The organism is Luteibacter sp. OK325 (assembly GCF_003050935.1).
Classification (GTDB): Bacteria; Pseudomonadota; Gammaproteobacteria; order Xanthomonadales; family Rhodanobacteraceae; genus Luteibacter.
Genome location: NZ_QAOX01000006.1, coordinates 151,810 through 169,578, shown reverse-complemented (window position 1 = coordinate 169,578; position 17,769 = coordinate 151,810). Strand labels below are relative to the sequence as shown.

Annotated in this window: 13 protein-coding genes; 2 read left to right on the top strand and 11 right to left on the bottom strand. The window is 64.7% G+C overall.

Features of this window, described 5'->3' with window-relative positions:
- From C8J98_RS14275 to C8J98_RS14265, 3 genes are all read right to left on the bottom strand, one after another.
- Complete coding sequence (locus C8J98_RS14275; protein ID WP_107913999.1) at positions 1-2,853, bottom strand: 2-oxoglutarate dehydrogenase E1 component; 2,853 nt, start codon at positions 2,851-2,853, stop codon at positions 1-3.
- Positions 2,854-2,985: 132 nt separating this feature from the next.
- Complete coding sequence (locus C8J98_RS14270; RefSeq protein ID WP_107913872.1) at positions 2,986-3,480, bottom strand: hypothetical protein; 495 nt, start codon at positions 3,478-3,480, stop codon at positions 2,986-2,988.
- A complete protein-coding gene (locus C8J98_RS14265; RefSeq protein WP_233260240.1) occupies positions 3,477-4,679 on the bottom strand; it encodes a cupin domain-containing protein in 1,203 nt (400 codons plus the stop codon). The genes C8J98_RS14270 and C8J98_RS14265 overlap by 4 nt, the downstream gene beginning before the upstream one ends.
- 132 nt (positions 4,680-4,811) lie before the next feature.
- Here C8J98_RS14265 and C8J98_RS22080 point away from each other — a divergent pair, with 132 nt between their 5' ends.
- On the top strand, positions 4,812-4,985 hold the full coding sequence (locus C8J98_RS22080) for a hypothetical protein (protein ID WP_158272715.1): 174 nt from the start codon (positions 4,812-4,814) through the stop codon (positions 4,983-4,985).
- A gap of 689 nt (positions 4,986-5,674) precedes the next feature.
- On the opposite strand, the gene purB is transcribed toward C8J98_RS22080, so the two are convergent.
- Entirely contained in the window at positions 5,675-7,042 is a 1,368-nt protein-coding gene (gene purB / locus C8J98_RS14260) for an adenylosuccinate lyase (protein ID WP_107913870.1), read from the bottom strand.
- 240 nt (positions 7,043-7,282) lie between these two features.
- Here purB and C8J98_RS14255 point away from each other — a divergent pair, with 240 nt between their 5' ends.
- Positions 7,283-8,680 carry a class II fumarate hydratase gene (locus C8J98_RS14255; protein ID WP_107913869.1) on the top strand — a complete coding sequence of 466 codons (1,398 nt, stop codon included), beginning with the start codon at positions 7,283-7,285 and terminating at the stop codon, positions 8,678-8,680.
- A 12-nt stretch (positions 8,681-8,692) separates the two neighbouring features.
- Here C8J98_RS14255 and C8J98_RS22540 read toward each other — a convergent pair whose 3' ends face one another.
- The 7 genes from C8J98_RS22540 to C8J98_RS14220 all read right to left on the bottom strand — a co-directional run bounded on the left by C8J98_RS22540 (position 8,693) and on the right by C8J98_RS14220 (position 17,723).
- Positions 8,693-12,229, bottom strand: a complete 3,537-nt coding sequence (locus C8J98_RS22540) for a patatin-like phospholipase family protein (protein ID WP_107913868.1) — start codon at positions 12,227-12,229, stop codon at positions 8,693-8,695.
- A gap of 126 nt (positions 12,230-12,355) precedes the next feature.
- Entirely contained in the window at positions 12,356-13,318 is a 963-nt protein-coding gene (locus C8J98_RS14245; protein WP_107913867.1) for a hypothetical protein, read from the bottom strand.
- The gene (locus C8J98_RS14240; RefSeq protein WP_107913866.1) at positions 13,315-14,172 is read right to left on the bottom strand and encodes an ABC transporter ATP-binding protein; all 858 of its coding nucleotides are present in this window, start codon (positions 14,170-14,172) and stop codon (positions 13,315-13,317) included. Before C8J98_RS14240 ends, C8J98_RS14245 begins: the two co-directional genes overlap by 4 nt.
- On the bottom strand, positions 14,169-14,543 hold the full coding sequence (locus C8J98_RS14235) for a GntR family transcriptional regulator (protein ID WP_046969113.1): 375 nt from the start codon (positions 14,541-14,543) through the stop codon (positions 14,169-14,171). Before C8J98_RS14235 ends, C8J98_RS14240 begins: the two co-directional genes overlap by 4 nt.
- A gap of 3 nt (positions 14,544-14,546) precedes the next feature.
- Positions 14,547-14,882, bottom strand: coding sequence for a hypothetical protein (locus tag C8J98_RS14230; RefSeq protein WP_107913865.1), 336 nt, complete (start codon positions 14,880-14,882; stop codon positions 14,547-14,549).
- Between the two features lie 38 nt (positions 14,883-14,920).
- Positions 14,921-15,106 (bottom strand): hypothetical protein, encoded by a 186-nt coding sequence (locus C8J98_RS14225; RefSeq protein WP_107913864.1) that lies wholly within the window; start codon positions 15,104-15,106, stop codon positions 14,921-14,923.
- Between the two features lie 358 nt (positions 15,107-15,464).
- The gene (locus C8J98_RS14220) at positions 15,465-17,723 is read right to left on the bottom strand and encodes a TonB-dependent receptor (RefSeq protein ID WP_107913863.1); all 2,259 of its coding nucleotides are present in this window, start codon (positions 17,721-17,723) and stop codon (positions 15,465-15,467) included.
- Positions 17,724-17,769 lie beyond the last annotated feature (46 nt).

Here is a 17,769-nt window from a genome sequence, read left to right as displayed (position 1 = left end):
TTACTCCGCTGCGTGATCGGTGCCGACTGGCGCGACGAGCGCTTGCTCGACGAGCGCCGTCTGTTCGGCGATATAGGTATTGAGATGGCCCGGAGCCGGCGACGGCGAACGCGAGCGTCCTGCGTAGGACAGGCTCTGCTTCGAACCGATGCAGGCCTGGAGGTGGTGACGAATCTGGAACCATGCGCCCTGGTTCATCGGTTCTTCCTGGCACCAGACCACTTCCTTGGCGGAAGCGAACTTTTCCAGTTCGGCCGAGACTTCCGGACGCGGGAACGGGTAGAGCTGCTCGACGCGCACGATGGCGACATCGGTCAGGCCACGCTTGTCGGCGTCTTCGAGCAGGTCGTAGTAGACCTTGCCCGAGCACAGGACGACGCGCTTGACCTTCTTGGCAGGCAGGTCACGGTGTTCGCCGATCACCAGCTGGAACTTGCCGTTGGCGAGGTCGTCCAGCGAAGAGACGGCCAGCTTGTGGCGGAGCAGGGACTTCGGCGTCATCACGATCAGCGGCTTGCGCACCGGGCGCACCTGCTGGCGACGGATCATGTGGAACGCCTGCGCCGGCGTGGTCGGCACGCAGACCTGCATGTTGTCCAGCGCGCACAGTTGCAGGAAGCGCTCCAGACGGGCGGAGGAGTGCTCCGGACCGGCGCCCTCCTGACCGTGCGGCAGAAGTAGCGTGAGTCCGCAGAGGCGGTCCCACTTGGCTTCGCCGGAGCTGATGAACTGGTCGATCACGACCTGGGCGCCGTTGGCGAAGTCGCCGAACTGGCCTTCCCAGATGGTGAGCTGGTCGGGCGAGGTGGTGGCTTCGCCGTATTCGAAGGCCATGACGGCTTCTTCGGACAGGAGCGAGTCGATGACGTCGACGCGGGCGTCGGCGCGAATCTGGCCCAGCGGCAGGTAGGTGTTGTCGCTGTTCTGGTCGTGCAGCACGGCGTGGCGATGGAAGAACGTACCGCGGCCGGCGTCCTGGCCAACGATGCGCAGGTCGTTGCCTTCGGCGATGAGCGTGGCGTAGGCGAGGTTCTCGGCGAAGCCCCAGTCACCCGGAAGATCACCGGCGGCCATCTTGCGGCGGTCGTCGTAGATCTTGGCGACGCGCGCATGCAGCGTGACATCCGGCGGGAGGGTGAGGATCGTGTCGAGCACCTTGACCAGCTGCTCGCGCGGGACGCCCGTATTCACTTCCATGGACAGGCTGGTCTTCTGGAAACGGCTCCAGTCGACCGGGATGTCGCGGGTCGGATTCGGTTCGATCGCGATCAGCGGCTCGCCCTTCTCGAGGCGGGCACGGTAATCGTCGAGCATCTTCTGGCCGTCGTCCGCGCCGATGGTCGAGGACTTCACCAGCGTCTGCGCGTAGAGGTCGCGCGTGGTCGGACGCTTGCGGATGACCTGGTACATGAGCGGCTGGGTCGCAGCCGGCTCATCGGCCTCGTTATGGCCATGGCGGCGGTAGCAGACGAGGTCGATGACCACGTCCTTCTTGAACTGCTTGCGGAACTCGTAAGCGAGGCGGGTGACCTGGATCACCGCTTCCGGGTCGTCGCCGTTCACGTGGAAGACCGGCGCGTTGACCATCTTGGAGAGGTCGGTGCAGTACAGCGTTGAGCGGGCGTCTTCGCGCTTGGACGTGGTGAAGCCGACCTGGTTGTTGATCACCAGGTGCAGCGTGCCGCCGATGGCGAAGCCACGGGCCTGCGACATCTGCATCAACTCCATGTTGACGCCCTGGCCTGCGAAGGCGGCGTCGCCGTGGATCAGCAGGGCCATCGACTTTTCGCGGGCGGTGTCGCGGCGGCGCGACTGGCGCGCGTGCACGGAACCGGCGACCACCGGGTTGACGATTTCCAGGTGCGACGGGTTGAACGCCAGCGCGACGTGCACGCCACCGTTCGGCGTCTTGACGTCGGCGGAGAAGCCGAGGTGGTACTTCACGTCACCCGTGTGCATCGGGCTGTCGTCGTGCTCGAACTTGCCTTCGAACTCATTGAAGAGCTGCGAGGGTGCCTTGCCGAGGATGTTGACCAGGACGTTGAGGCGGCCGCGATGGGCCATGCCGATGATCACTTCCTTGACGCCGTTGTCGCCGGCGGCGCGGACGATGTCGTCGACCATCGGGATCATGCTGTCACCGCCCTCGAGCGAGAAGCGCTTCTGGCCGACGTACTTGGTATGGAGGAAACGCTCCAGGCCTTCGGCGGCAGTGAGGGCTTCGAGCACGCGGACTTTCTCGGCCTTCTGCAGGCCCGGCGAACCGGCGGCCTTTTCCAGGCGCGAGTAGATCCACGAGCGCTGCTCGTAGTCGGAGATGTACATGAACTCGGCACCGACGGTACCGGTATAGATGTGCTTGAGCTTCGCGAGGAGATCGCGCAGCGTCATGCGCTGGCCGCCACCGGCGAAGGTACCGGCGTCGAACTCGGTACCGAGGTCGGCGTCGGACAGGCCGTGGAAGGCCAGGCCGAGGTCGGGCGTTTCGATATCCGGGATAGTCAGGCCGAGCGGATCGAGCTGCGCCGCGATGTGGCCGCGCGAGCGATAGGCCGTGACGAGGCGCAGTACGCCGGCCTGTTTCTGCGCGTAGGCGTTGTCAGCGGAGCCGGCGGCGGGTGCCGGGGCAGCCGTGCGGCGCTGTTTCTGCGCGGCTTCGATGCGGGCGATCGCGCCGGAATGGGCGATATCACCGGCCTCGCGACCCTTGAAGGATTTGAAATAGGTATCCCATTCACCCGGAACGGAGCCGGGATCGGCCAGCCACGCTTCGTAGACTTGCTCTACGTAATCGGCGTTGCCGCCGGCGAGTTGGGAGGATTCGGAAAACTCGCGGATCAGGTTTGCGCTCACGTCACCACCGGCACACACGAAAAGGACGGGCTGCCGCTGGACTCGTGGGGACGCGCCGCGGCATAAGAATCCGTTAAGTATAGCTCCGTGGTGTTGCGCCGCGCCAACCCGGATTCACGTTTCGTATGCCTTTCAGATCCCGAGTGGTCTTATCTGCCAGGCCGGCTCGGCCCGCTCCCAGACTTCGTCGAAATACGCCATGAGGCGAGAGGTCTCACCCGGGGCGTCCAGATCGCCCCGTGCCTCGTAACGGCTGGCCACGGGCCTTAACAGGTAGCCAGCGGTGGTATCGCAGATGAACGCCGAGGCATAGCCAAGGTGCGATTCGTCCACGGGCATACGGATGGAGACGGCCGTGGGCAGGCGCTGGGCGAGGGCGATCAGCCGGTGCCCCTCGCGGTGGGCCTGCTCGACGTCGTGGGTAAGGATGCGGATCTGGGCCGGCCGTCCGCTGGTGGCGAGCCGGCGCAGTTCGGTGAGGATCCCCTCACTGTCGAAGATCCCGATCTCCATGCGCGGCAGATATATCGCAGCGCGGTAGCGGGCCTGGGACAGCAGGCGAACATGGGCCACCTCGAGGCCGGCCCGGTCCTCGACGGTCAGCACCGTGTCCGCTTTTTCGGTCACCGGCGGCGACCCTTACGGACCACCAGCTGGCCCTCGTTGACCAGAGCCAGCAGGACCTCGCGGCCGGCGGCGTTCACCGCGCCGTCGAGCCGGAACTCGCGCTCCGCCGAGAGCCGTTCGGCCAGGTCGACGGGGCAGGGGTAGGCATGGCCGCTCACGTAGAGCGTCGCGTCCTTCTTGCCGCGTACCCAGGCCAGGCGGGCGAAGGGGTGGCGGACCAGGGCGGCACCGGCGTCGAGCGCCTTGTCGAGTGCCGCGGCGGTGCTGGCTTTCGGCGGTGCGGCCGGCACCTGGGCGTTGCGATAGCGGGTGATGAAGCGACCGAACCAGTCGCCCAGCAGGTCGCGGTCGAGCGCCGCAGCGAACGGCAGCGCCTGGCGCAGCCGGTTCAATGCGGCGGTGTCGATTTCACCCACGCGCTTGGCGGGAACGAGGTCGGCATCGGTGTAGCGAAGTTCGTCGGGCATACGCTCGGCGAGGAAATCCGCGAGGTCGCCGGTGAGTTCCGCCTGCGACGGCGCTCGCATGCCGACCGACAGGGTCATGCAGTCGCCGAGGGCAATGCCGTCATGCGGCACGCCGGGCGGCAGGTAAAGCATGTCGCCGGGTTCGAGCAGCCACTCGTGAGTGGGCAGGAACTCCTTGAGCTGCTTCAGTTCGACGTCGGTGCGGAAGTCCAGCGGGGCGTCCGGGTCGTCGCTGATCGCCCAGTGGCGCTGGCCGATGCCCTGGAGCAGGAAGACGTCGTACTGGTCGACATGCGCGCCGACGCCGCCGCCGTCCTCGGCATAGGAGATCATCACGTCGTCCACGCGCCAGCTCGGCAGGAAGGAAAAGTGGCCGAGCAGGCCGGCGACATCGGTGTCCCACTTGTCGACGTCCTGCACCAGCAGGGTCCAGTCTCGCTTGGGCGTCTTGCCGAATTCGGCTTCCTCGAACGGGCCGCTCTTGACGGTCCAGCGATCGCGTTTCTCGTCATGGATGATGAGGCGCGCGAGCACGCCCTCTTCGCAGGCGAGGCCGGCGAGGTCGTTGGGCTGGATCGGCGGCTGGAAGTCCGGGAAGGCATTGCGGATGAGCAGCGGACGCTTCTGCCAGTAGTCGCGCAGGAACTGCGACGCGCTCATGCCGAGCGGCTGGCTGGCGCTGCCGCGCACTTCGATCGGGAGGGTCTTGCGGGTGGGGGTCTGGATGGCCATGGGCGGCATTGTAGCTGCGTTGGGGCCGCGACCGGGTTGACCCTTGGGGCGGGCAGAGATTCATCACTCATTGATCCGGCTGCGCGTACGTTGCAACCACGCAATTCGCCGTCGCTATCCCCGGAGTGACCTATGAAACGCCTGCTTTTCATCGCGATGCTTCTTTCGTTCGTTGCCTCACTCAGCGGTTGCATCATCCGCGATCACCGCGATGGTGGACCGGACCGCTACAACAATGGTCCCAATCATCATTGCGACGACCGTGACCATCATGACGATGGTTGTGAATATCACGACCATCACTGATGCCTGATTTTGGTTCATTGTGGATTGTCGGGGCGCGGGCACTCTTTCGCACCTCGCACCTCGCACCTCGCACATGGCTCGCCTTCGGCCTCGCGGGGCTCGGCTCCGCCATCGCTCTGTGCACTTGGGCGCATCGCGGGGGAGACCTTGATGCCCACCCTCGCTGCTCAGACAGTCCTCCGCGTTCGGTGTGGAAGGCCGCTTCGCGGCCCATGTATCTATTTGGCCTACGGCCGCTCCACTTGTGCGGAACTCGCCTCGAGGGTGGACACCAAGGTCTCTCACAACGATACGGTGGAGTGGGAGGAGAGCCGTTGCGTGGCCGCTCCCGCAACACCAGGGCGATGCGGAAGCGGTTGCTGGTACGCAGTTGCCGATCATGTCCGTCGCGCCTGTGCCGGCGTGCTGGCTGACGATGCTGCCACGCGCTTTGGCTCGACCCACGCGAACCTCAGGGCTCGGGAGAGTCTTCGGTGCCCACCCTCGAGGCGAGTTCCGCACAAGTGAGCGGCCGCAGGCCAAATAGGTACATGGGCCGCGAAGCGGCCTTCCGGACCGAACGCGGAGGACTGTCTGAGCAGCGAGGGTGGGCACCGAAGGCTCTGCGTCGCTACGTCACCGAAGGCTCTGCGCCTCAACCGCTCACTCAAACGGCGGCGCCTTTTTTTGCGAGTATTGCCGTCGCGCTATCAGATCGCCTTGGCGAGCTTGTCCGCAAGACCGATGTACGACGCCGGCGTCAGCTCGGCGAGTGCCTGCTTCGCGTCGGCCGGCAGGTCGAGGCCGGCGATGAACGCGCGCATCGAGTCCTTCGTGATGCCCTGGCCACGGGTAAGTGCCTTGAGCTGCTCGTACGGCTCCGGCAGACCGAACCGGCGCATGACCGTCTGCACGGCTTCGGCGAGGACTTCCCAGCTGGCGTCGAGATCCGCGGCGACGCGGTCGGCGTTGACGTTGAGCTTGCCCAGGCCCTTGAGCAGCGACTCAATCGCGACCAGCGAGTGGCCGTAGGCCGTGCCCAGCGCGCGGAGCACCGTGGAGTCGGTGAGGTCGCGCTGCCAGCGGCTGATCGGCAGCTTCTCGGCGAAGTGACCGAGCAGGGCATTGGCGAGACCGAAGTTGCCTTCGGCGTTCTCGAAGTCGATCGGGTTGACCTTGTGCGGCATGGTCGAAGAACCGACTTCGCCGGCCTTCAGTGCCTGGCGGAAGTAGCCCAGCGAGATGTAACCCCAGATGTCGCGCGCGAGGTCGATCAGGATGATATTGATCCGGCGCAGCACGTCGGCAAACTCGGCGATGCCGTCGTGCGGTTCGATCTGCGTGGTGTACGGATTGAAGGTGAGGCCGAGGCCATCGACGAAGTTCGACGCGAGCGACGGCCAGTCCACGGCGGGATAAGCGATAACGTGTGCGTTGTAGTTGCCGACGGCACCGTTGATCTTGCCCGGGATCTCGATCGCGACGAGCTGGCGGCGCTGGCGCTCGAGGCGCGCGACGACGTTGGCGATTTCCTTGCCCATGGTGGTCGGCGACGCAGTCTGACCGTGCGTGCGTGCGAGCAGCGAGAGGCCGGCGTGCTCGTGCGCGAGGCCACGCAGCATCGCGATGACCTTGTCCAGCGCCGGCAGCAGCACCGACTCGCGCGCGTCGCGCAGCATCAACGAGTAGGCGAGGTTGTTGATGTCTTCGCTGGTGCAGGCGAAGTGCACGAACTCCTTGGCCTGGGCGAGGGCAGGATCGTTGCCGATCTTTTCCTTGATGAGGTACTCGACCGCCTTGACGTCGTGATTGGTCGTGGCTTCGATCGCCTTGATCCGCTCACCGTCTTCGATCGAGAACTCGTCGGCGATGGCGAGCAGGCGGGTGACGGCGTCGGCAGGGAAGGCCGGCAGCTCGACGATACCCTGGTGCGCGGCCAGGGCCAGCAGCCAGTGGATCTCCACGTGCACGCGGCGATGCATGAGGCCGAATTCGCTGAAGATCGGGCGCAGCGGCTCCACCTTGGAGGCATAGCGGCCGTCCAGCGGCGAGAGGGCGGTCAGCGTGGCGTGGGACATGGGGCGTTCCTGGAGGCTAGGTGGGGCAGCCGCTAATTATACCGCGAGACGGGCGTGAGGCTTTCTGTGGGAGCCGGCTATGCCGGCGATGGGTGCTTGCCGCAGGTTGCCCCCCGCTGCCGCGGGATCGCCGCTGAAGCGGCTCCCACAAGGGCTCCCACAGGGAATAGGGGGCCGGCACGTTCAAAAATGCATCAGGGGGCCTTACTGTAGGGGAATCTCCCACCGAGGCATCCCCGCATGAGCAAGTTCCGCACCGAACGCGACAGCATGGGCGAGTTGAAGGTACCCGCTAAAGCCCTGTATGGCGCCCAGACCCAGCGGGCGGTGGATAACTTCCCGGTGTCGGGTTTGACCATGCCACGCGAGTTCATCCGAGCGCTGGGCCTGATCAAGTCGGCGGCAGCGGAGGCGAACGTCAAGCTCGGGCACCTCGACAAGGTCTCGGCCAAGGCCATCCGGACCGCCGCCGAGCAGGTGGCCGCCGGTGGCGTCGACGAGCACTTCCCGATCGATGTCTTCCAGACCGGTTCGGGTACGAGCTCCAACATGAATGCCAATGAGGTGATTGCGCACCTGGCCGCGGCCGCCGGCGCGACCGTGCACCCGAACGATCATGTCAATGCGGGCCAGAGCTCCAACGACGTCATCCCCACGGCGATCCTGGTCAGCGCCACGCTGGCGACGACCGAGAAGTTGCTGCCGGCGCTCAAGCACCTGCGCAAGACGATCGACACACGCGCCAAAGAACTGAAGAAGGTGGTCAAGACTGGCCGCACCCACCTGATGGACGCGATGCCGATCACCTTCGGCCAGGAACTCTCCGGCTGGTCGGCGCAGATTGCCGACGCCTCGGAACGCATCACCGATACCCTCAAGCGCACCCGTCGCCTGCCGCAAGGGGGTAGCGCCGTGGGCACTGGCATCAACGCCGACCCGAAGTTCGGTCCGGCCGTTGCCGTCGAGCTGTCGAAGCTCACCGGCGTGAAGTTCGAGTCCTCCGAGAACTATTTCGCGGGCATGGCCGCCCAGGACGCCCCGGTCGAACTTTCTGGCCAGCTTCGTGCGCTCGCGGTAGCCGTGATGAAAATCGCCAATGACCTGCGCTGGATGAATTCCGGCCCGCTGGCAGGTCTGGGTGAGATCGAACTGCCTGCACTGCAGCCGGGCTCGTCGATCATGCCGGGCAAGGTGAATCCGGTCATTCCGGAAGCCGCCGCGATGGTCGCCGCCCAGGTCATCGGTAATGACGCGACGATCGCGATCGGCGGTCTGTCGGGTAACTTCCAGCTCAACGTCATGCTGCCGGTGATCGCGTACAACCTGCTGCAGTCGATCGAGATCCTCGCCAACGTGAGCGTGCTGCTCGCCGACAAGGCCATCGCCGGCTTCAAGGTCAACGAAGAACACATCCGCGAGGCGCTCGACAAGAACCCCATCCTCGTGACCGCACTCAATCCGGTCATCGGCTACGAGAAGGGCGCCGCCACGGCCAAGCAGGCTTACAAGGAAAAGCGCCCGATCATGGAGGTCGCACTCGAAACCACCGGCCTGTCGAAGGCCGAGCTGGCCAAGCTGCTCGATCCTGCCGCCCTGACCAAGGGCGGCATCCACGGTGGCGGTGGCGGTGGTGGCTGATCGGCATAGCGTCTAGTTCTTTGCCCTTGGTCGCGGAATCCACAGTTCGAGCGTGTTGGCCGTACCCACACCCGGGGGCATGGCGATCGCCCGCGCTGGCGCACGTGCCAGTGCGGGAATGGCTGCGTTTGCCCAGTTGACCAGGGCGGTGGCGCAGGCCTTGCCGTCGGGTGCGTAGAGCACGGTAGGCGTCTTCCACTCGAACGGTGCATGGCGTCCGTTGCGTTTGGCGGTCTGGGTGACATTCTCGATGCCGGGCACGTTGATACCCAGCTCGCGGACGGGCGTCAGGCTCTTCAACACGTCGGCACGCTGCGCTTCGTCGTAGATCTGCGTGTAGAGCATGAAGGACTGGCCGTTCTGGCTGCAGGCGTCGAGTGCCGTCTTGTGCAACTGAGTCACATCGACCGGAAGGGACACGGGTTTCGCGGCCGCCGCCCTTGAAGGCATCGGCGGTGGCGGCGCGGGAGGCGGTCCCATCTCATCTGGCAATGCCGGCGTAATCGTGGCGACGGCGACGGATGCAGGCGGTGGCGGCGGGGGGCTCACTGCGGCAGGGGCGGGGGAGGGCCCTGCACCGGTGTTCACCGACCCGCCTGGATCCATGTCGTTGGTGGTCTCGGCATGCGTCCTTGCCGAGACGAAGGCCACGGCCTGCGGATCCCGCCAGCCCATGTAATTCTTCATCGAGACATCCCAGAAGCTGCCAGGAGCCACGCTACTTCCCGCAAAGCGCGTCAGGTCCTTCGTGCACTGGTCCTGCAGGTTGCCATCCGGTGTGCGGTTGCAGATGGGCGATAGCAGGTTGGCGACGTCCTGGAGGCTGGCCGTCTGTTCGTCGCTCAGCGGTACATTGGCAATCTCGAGCATGAGCCCGTTGAGCGTCACGTCCAGCTTCGGCGTGAACGCCGAGTACTGCTGCTCGGCGGCATCGAGATCGTCGAGCACCTTCTTCACCTGGTCGTTGACTTCCTTTGCCTGCGCGATGCCGGCTGCGCGGACTTCGACCATTTGCTGCTTGTGCGCGTCCCAGGCCTGCCAGCCGGCGAGCACGGCGGTCAGGAGGGCGCCGATACCGATGGATGTGCCGACCGTGGTGGCGATGCGCTGCGTACGCGTCAGCGGCGTGGTCGTCGGCGACAGCAACGCCGAATTGGCACCGATCACCGGTGCGCTCCACGCCCATGAAGGCAGGTGGTTGAGCAGGGACGGATCGATCGGCGCACCGAGGATCGTGCCGAGCTCGCAATAGCTTTCCCACTGTTCTTCGCTGAAGAACTGGTTGCTCGTGCTCTGCTGGGGAAACGTTTCCTCGCGGTCCGCGTATCCCGCGACGTCCAGCGGCATGTCAATGGTGGTGCGCGGCTTCACGATGAGCAGCGTGCCGTGGCCGCCACTCGCGTACGCGATTCGCGCCAGCAGCAGGTGCGCCTCGCCCGGCCCGTTCGAAATCGAATCGGGCGTGCCGAACAGGGTCGCCAGCGGCCCGGCCAGGGCGGCGAGACCGGCAGGGTCGACGAACGAAATGGTCGCGTCGTAATCGATGCGCGCCTTGCGCACCAGGTTCTCGACATCGGCGAAGCGATAGTCCGGGTCGGCACCGCAGTCGGCGAGCACGATCAGCGACAGTTCCCGTTTCAGCAGCGCGTAGACGCCCGTGTTGTCGAAGTGCCCACCGTCGGACAAATACCAGTCAGGGCTGCCAAGGCCCGGAAAACGGGCGAACATCTCGCGCAGCATCGCGAAGTACTTGCGCACGAGGCCGCGCTTTTTCACGTAGCCAACGGTCAGGTTGTCTTGCCAATAGCCCAGGCGCAGGCCGCTGAGGAAGGCCATCGCCGCGGTCCCGGGCCGGGTCAGCGAGCCCATGCCCGAACCCAGGGCAGCGCCGGAGATCGCAATCCATTCGGCGACCGTCGTCGACCTCAGCAAGGTGTTCGATTGAGGCTCGACGGCATGCGTCCCGGTTTCGACGCCGAGCGAACTGACGGTAAGGCTGATGCCTTTGCGATCCGCGTTATAGGTGCCCGTGCGATCGTCGACGGTCTGGTTGATGCAACAGTTCACGAGGTGGATCGGCCCGCCGAAGCGGTGCGGTGTGTAGTTCGTCATGGGCGTGTCGTCACCGTCCATGAGTGAGGTGACCTTCGCCGTTCCCTCGGTGAGCGTGCGCGTGTTCGCCACCATAGGGCTATCGGGGAAGCGCGGGCACGTCGTGGCGGATCCCTTGATGTTGCCCACCGACACATAGGCACGCGCAATGCGGGACCGATAGTAGAAATGCAGCGAGGAGCGGTTGAGCTGCTGCAGCGCCCGGCCGTTGAGCAGTACGTAGACAAGGCTGATCGCGGCCACCGTGCCCCAGCGCGCGTAGGCATTGTGCAGGAGTCCCTCAAGGTCGTCACCGGCGTTCGGGAAGATGACGGTCTGGAAAATGGTCATCCAGAACAGCGCCAGGGCCATGACCAGGATCAGGCCGAGGATGTTGGCCAGCATGCCCCACGGCAGCTTCGCGATACCGTTCTTGCTGCCGGTCTGCAGCATCGGCAGGATGAAACGCGCAATGCCGATCAGCACCGTGGTGATGCCGACACCCGTGGCGACATGACCACTGGCGAGGTCGCCGCCGAGCTGCTGCAGCCACAGGCGCGTGGTCCAGCTGAGCATATCGAGTACGCCAAAGGCGAAGACCACCGCCATGGCCTTCAGGCACCACGCCAGTGCCTTGGTATAGCGGACGCGGTTGGTTTCCTCGGAGCGCCGAAGCCCACTGACGCGAGCACAGATCCAGGCGACGGGCGAGGGCAGCATGCCGATGGCGCCGAGCGATAGCAGAACGCCATCGAAGGCGAGTTGAGTCGCATGGGCCTGCACGGCGAGATAGACGCCGACGACCGTCGCGAGCATCGCCGTGGCGAGGCCTCCGCCGGTCTCCTTACCGAGAAACCAGTACGCATAGCACATGGTCACCGCGCCCGCGGCAGGAAGGGGCAACACCCAGTACCACCAGAGGCTCATGGAGACGGGCAAACCGTCGCTGACCGCATAGGCGAACGAATAAGCGAGGTGCGGCAGGGTGATTGCACAGGCGAACAGCATGATCAGGACCGCGGTTTCCACCTGGGTGGCGAGAAAGCCGCGTAGCTGGCTGGCCAGCGCCTGAACCAGGTCCGCAGCACCCGCGGGCGCAAGGAAGCGACCGTTGTTGCGTAGCCACCAGAGAAACAGTGAGCCGTCGTTGGCGATTCCCGCTTCTACGGCTGTGGGATCGCCCTCGGAGCCTTCGTGGAACAGCCGTCCGAAGGCCGAGCCGATATAGCCGCCGCCCGACACGGTGGAGAGGTAATCGAAGCGATGCAGCACCTTGTTGCGGGCGAGGGCGCGAAGTACGCCAAGGCAGAACGTGGCACTACGAATGCCGCCGCCGGACAAGGCGAGCCCTATGCGCGGCGCGGCGGGGTCGATACGAGCAGCGGCGCGGCGTCCAGCCAGTGCGTTGCGTTCGCTCTCCGCGATGGGCTCCGCTGGGGCGGCGTCTTCGGTCGTCATGGCGAGGATCCCCTGCGGTGGACGCAAGCTCGTGTCGCCTTGGTTTTTAGACCTTGCCCGTCTTTCTGTCTACCAGGAACCCCTGAAAGCAAGACGGCCCCCGAAGGGGCCGTCGCTGCATCGTTATCAGCTTTCATCCCGCCAGCGGCGGAACCAGATGGCTCCGGCGATCATCGCGATGCCGGCGATGGCGCCGATCCAGAGCGACGGACTGGCAAGGGCACTGTAGTGGTAGGCCAGGTCGAGGCTGTTGAGCATCGCGGATGGATCGGAGTGGTCCGAAATGACCAGCGGCGAGGCATTGCCGACCCAGCTGCCCGGAATCAGGCTGCCAAGAAGGCGGCTGACCACGTTCTTCCAGTACCAGTCGCTCGAAAGGTTGAGCACACCCATCAGGCCGAACCAGGAGACGATGACGCCGGAGCCCACTGGCAGGGCGATAGCCCAGAGGAACGGCTTGCTCTTCGCCCAGGCCGAGCAGAGCAGTAACCAGCCCAGCGTCGGCAGCGCCCAGATTGCATACAGTGGGATCAGCAGCACCAGGGTGCCCACGACGCGGAACGGATGCGCCGCCATCAGCAGGGTCCAGAGGTTGATGCCATGAACCAGGGCGACAACGGCCAGGAACATTGCCAGTACCAGCCCCACGATCACGCCGACGACGATGGAGATGGCGGGAGCGAGGAGGGCGGCACTCGCCAGTTTGGACAGTACGGTGGACGAATCCGACAGCGGCAGCGATTTCCAGAACAGGATGCTGCGGTCGCGACGGTCGTCGTAGAGCGCACCCAGGCAGTAGAAGAAGACCACGATGGCGGTGACGCCCAGGATGATGGCGGCGACGGCGTAGAGCATGATGTCGATGCCGGCTCCCGCGTTTCGGAGATCCGCCAGGCTCATGTCGCTCTGCAGGTGGACATTGCCGCCGCCGAACTGCAGGCCGCCGAATCGCCGCCCGAACACTTCGCCAAGGACGATGCCCATGCCGTTGAGCACGAGGAAGACGATGCCGGTGACCACCGGGGCCCAGAAGAAGCCACCCTTGTGTTCCCAGAACTCGCGCTTGACCAGCCAGTAGAAGGTTTTCATGCGTAGGTGCCCTTCATGGTGGCGACGAAGAGGTCGCCGATCGACGGGCGTCGTACCTCGCCCAGGCGTTCCAGCTCGGGCCGGCTGACGTTGTCGAAGAGGAAAATGCTCTTGCCGAAGACCTGGCGCTCATCAAGCGGCTTCAGTTCCCGGGCTGCGTGTGCGAACTCGGCGCCGACCAGCACTTCGGCGAAACGCTCGCCCAGGCTGTCCATGTCGGTATCGAGCACGATCTTGCCGTCGCGGATGAACATGAGGTCGGTGAGGATGTGTTCGATCTCTTCGACCTGATGGGTAGTGACCAGGATGGTCTTCTCTTCGTCGAAGTAGTCTTCCAGAAGGCTCTGGTAGAACTGCTTCCGATAGAGGATGTCCAGGCCGAGCGTGGGCTCGTCCAGCACCAGCAGGCGGGCGTCGATCGACATCACCAGCGCCAGGTGCAGCTGCACGATCATGCCCTTGGACAGCTGCTTCACCTTCTGCTGCGGCTGCAGCTTCGTGCGGGCCAGGAAGGCATCGCACTTGCTACGGTCGAAGCGGGGGTGTGTGTTGGCGACGAAGTCGACGGCGTCCTTCACCCGGATCCAGCGTGGCAGGACTGCCACGTCGGCGATGAAGCAGACCTGTTCCATCAGCTTGTCGCGATCCTTGCGCGGATCCAGGCCGAGGACGTTGAGCTGGCCTTCGAAGGTGGTCAGGCCGAGGATGGCCTTCAGTGCCGTGGTCTTGCCGGCACCGTTTGGGCCGATCAGGCCGACGATGCGGCCCGACCCGATCTGGAAGCTGGCGCCGTCCAGAGCCTGCGACGACTTGTAGCGTTTGCTCAGGCCGGTGGCGGTAACGACCGCGGTCATGACGGATCCTCCGTGGAGCCCTGGGCTTCACGCATCAAAGTCTTGAGGTCTAGGCCCATGCGCTGGAGGCGGGCAAACAGCGCCGGCCATTCTTCGCGCAGGAAGCGCTCCCTTTCACTCTTGAGCAGCGCATCGCGCGCCCCATCGATAACGAACATGCCAAGACCCCTCCGTTTCTCAACCAGTTGTTCGTCGACCAGCTCCTGATACGCCTTGGAAACGGTCAGCGGGTTGATTTGAAAATCCCCCGCGACCTGGCGTACCGACGGCAGCGGGTCGCCTTCGTTCAAGGCGCCGTCCAGGATCATCGCCACTACGCGTTCGCGGAGTTGGCGGTAGATCGGGACGCTGTCGTTCCAGGTGATGGACATGTATTAATCCTTGGCCGTGCGGCGCAGTGCATTACCAAACGAATAGTAGGGCATGGCCAGCTGCGCGCCGATAAGTGCAGCGGCGCGATCTTCCGCGCTGCGCTTGATGGCGGCAGCTGCCGAATCCAGGGTGGCCTCGCTGGCCAGGGCTGCCTCGCGCACATCGGCGTCGGTGGGCCGCACTTCGAGAGCAGGCAGGTCGACGACGCGGACGCCGTTGACGAAATGGGGTGCGGCGACCAGTGCAGCGGCGCGGTCATCGAAGGAGCGCAGGGCGAACACGCTGGTTCCGGCGATCAGTACAGAGGCGGTGAGTGCGATGAGGTTCGGCGCTTTCATGATTCGACTCCGATGACTTTGCTGCAGGTCTTCAGGGGTTACAGGGAGGCGACGTTGGCGTCGGCGTCGGCGTAGACAACGATCGGGGCCAGGTCGGTGACGTGGGTGCCGTTGATCTCGCTGATCGGGGCGGCGGTGGTGGAGGTGCTGTGGAAGCCGGCCAGGGAAGCGGTGGCGATGGCAAAGGCGGCGGCGAGGGCGGCGAGGTTGAGGTTGTTTTTCATGGTGCTACTCCAGTGGTGGTGTGGGTGACCGGTGTTGTAGTGAACTATAACACCAGATTTTCGGTCGTCAACCGGAATTTCGTGAAATTCCATATGACTTATGGCCTATGCCGTGCCGCGCTGTGCTGGTGGGGTGCGTCGGTGGCACTAGCTCTGATGCGGCTTTGGGCGGAAAGGTTTAGGCGAGCCCTGCGCAGACCTGTGGGAGCCGCTTCAGCGGCGAATGGGAGTTAGCGGGAACCTTGCCCGCTGATGCGGGATCGCCGATGAATCGGCTCCTACAGGGTTTGGCGACCCCAAACGAAAACGGCCGGCCCTGCAAAGGGCCGGCCGTTGGCCGATCGATGTCGCGAAAGCCTTACAGCTCCGCGCGGAACTCCACGCCGATAATGCGCGGGTCGTTGACGAAGGCCGTGCGGTTGTTGAAGTCGATACCGCCGGTGATCACCTTCTTGTCGGTGATGTTGCGACCGTAAAGGGCGATCTCGCGCTTGCCGAAGTCCCAGTTGTAGCCGACACGAATGCCGCCTTCGAGGAAGGGCTTGCTCTTGAACTCTTCGGAGTCGTACAGGAAGAAGTTCACTTCGCTGCGGTAGTTCCAGTCGGTGTAGACGAAGAACTCGCCGCTCTCGCCGTAGGGGATGCCGTAGCGCGCGGTCCAGGTGCCGATCCACTGCGGCGCGTTGGGCAGCGTGTTGCCGTCGATCAGCGCATTGCCCGAGGCATTGAGCGGATCGAGCACGGTGCAGCCACCACCGCATGGCGCGATGGCCAGGTTTTTGTCTTTCAGCTCGGTGTGGTTATAGCTGCCGCCGGCGGTCATGTAGAACTGCGGCGTCAGGTAGGCCTCGAGATCGAACTCGGCACCGTAGCCTTCGGTCTTCTTCGCGTTGATCAGCTCGGTGACGTTGCTCGCACCACCGACTGCCGTCAGCTGCTGGTTGTGCATGTTGTACTTGTAGACGTCGGCGTTGAAACGGAGCTTGTTGTCTTCCGTGGTCGACTTGAAGCCCACTTCGTACGAGGTGACCGTTTCCGGTCTCGCCGTCGAGATGCTGTTGGAGAAGTTGATCCGGCCCTGCACGCTGGGTGCGCGGAAACCGTTGGCGACACGTGCGTACACGTTCGCATTCTTCGACAGCTGCCAGGTACCGGTGAGGTCGCCGCTCCAGCGCGAGTCGGTCGGCTTGGAGGTGAGCGGGCCCACCGGGCCGGTGAAGCCGATGAAGCGCTCCGCGCTGAAGTCACGCTTGTCGTGCGACCAGCGGGCGCCCGCGCGGACGTCGAACACGTCGGTGAACTGATAGTCGGTGGAGCCGAACAGCGCCCAGGCCTTGGTGTGCTGGCTCTGGTCGACCAGGCCGTTGAGGGCGTGGTTGTTCAGTGTGTCGTACGAGTAGTTCGTGATCGCGACGTCTTCGTCGAAGTAATACGTACCGACCTGCCACTTCAGGCGCTCGGCGCTGTCATTGGACAGACGGAACTCCTGGCTGATCTGGCGATCCTTCGGCAGGGCGTCCGCGGTCTCGGAATAGAAGGGCGTGACGCGGTTGGTATCGCTCGGGCGGGCCGGTGTCTCGGAAGCATCGTAGCCACCATCGACGTCGCCCAGGCTGTAGGTCTGTGCGCGCTCGAGGCCGGTGATCGAGGTGAAGTTGAGATCGCCGAAGTGCCAGTTCAGGTGCAGGTTGCTGCCCCAGGTGAACAGGTGCTGCTTGTTGTTGCCGTCCTGCGAAACCGAGTCGCGATCGAAGCCCTGCACGAACTGGTCGCTGCCCAGGGTGATCGCGTTGGCGCGGTTGACCATGGCGCTACCATCGAGCAGGCGGCCGTGCACGTTGATCAGGGCGTCGAAATCGTCGGAATGCTTGTACAGCGCCTGCAGGCGGACGGCACGGTCGTTGTAACCGCCGAGGTCGTCCTTCTTGCCCTTGTAATCGTTGTCGATCCAGCCATCACGGTGCTGGGCGATCGCGGACACGCGGCCGGACCAGTCGGAGCTGATCTTGCCGCCGAGCGCGGCTTCGGCATTGGCCGTGCCGTACGAGCCGTAAGACACGCGGGCGTAGCCCTCGGTTTCCTGCGTCGGTTTGCGCGATTCGAACTTGATCACGCCAGCAGGCGAGTTACGGCCGAACAGGGTGCCCTGCGGGCCGCGCAGCACTTCCACCTGTTCCAGATCGAACAGCGGGAAGCCCTTGAGGATGGGGTTTTCCTGGACGATGTCGTCGTAAACCATCGATACCGGCTGCGACGCGTTGAGGTCGAAGTCGCTGTTGCCGAGGCCGCGAATGTAGAAGCGCGGGAACTCGCGGCCATACGACGTCTCGGCATACACGCTCGGCGCGCGGGCGGCGAGCTGGAGCACACCGTCACCGGACTGGCCGAACGCTTCGAGCTTCTCGGCCGTGATCACGGTCATCGAGATGGGCACCTTCTGCAGGTCTTCCGTGCGCTTTTCAGCAGTGACGGTGACCGTCTCCAGCGTGGCCGTCTTGACCTTCGGGGCAGTGGGCGCGGCGTCCTGGGCCATGGCCGAGCCAGCGGTGAGTGCCGTGGCGATGGACAGGGCAATAACGAGACGTCGCGGCATACGGCGCGAGCTAACGAGAGACATGGTGTGTTCCGCCTGGGAGGTGCTGGGGTGAGAGTGCCTCGCCAAC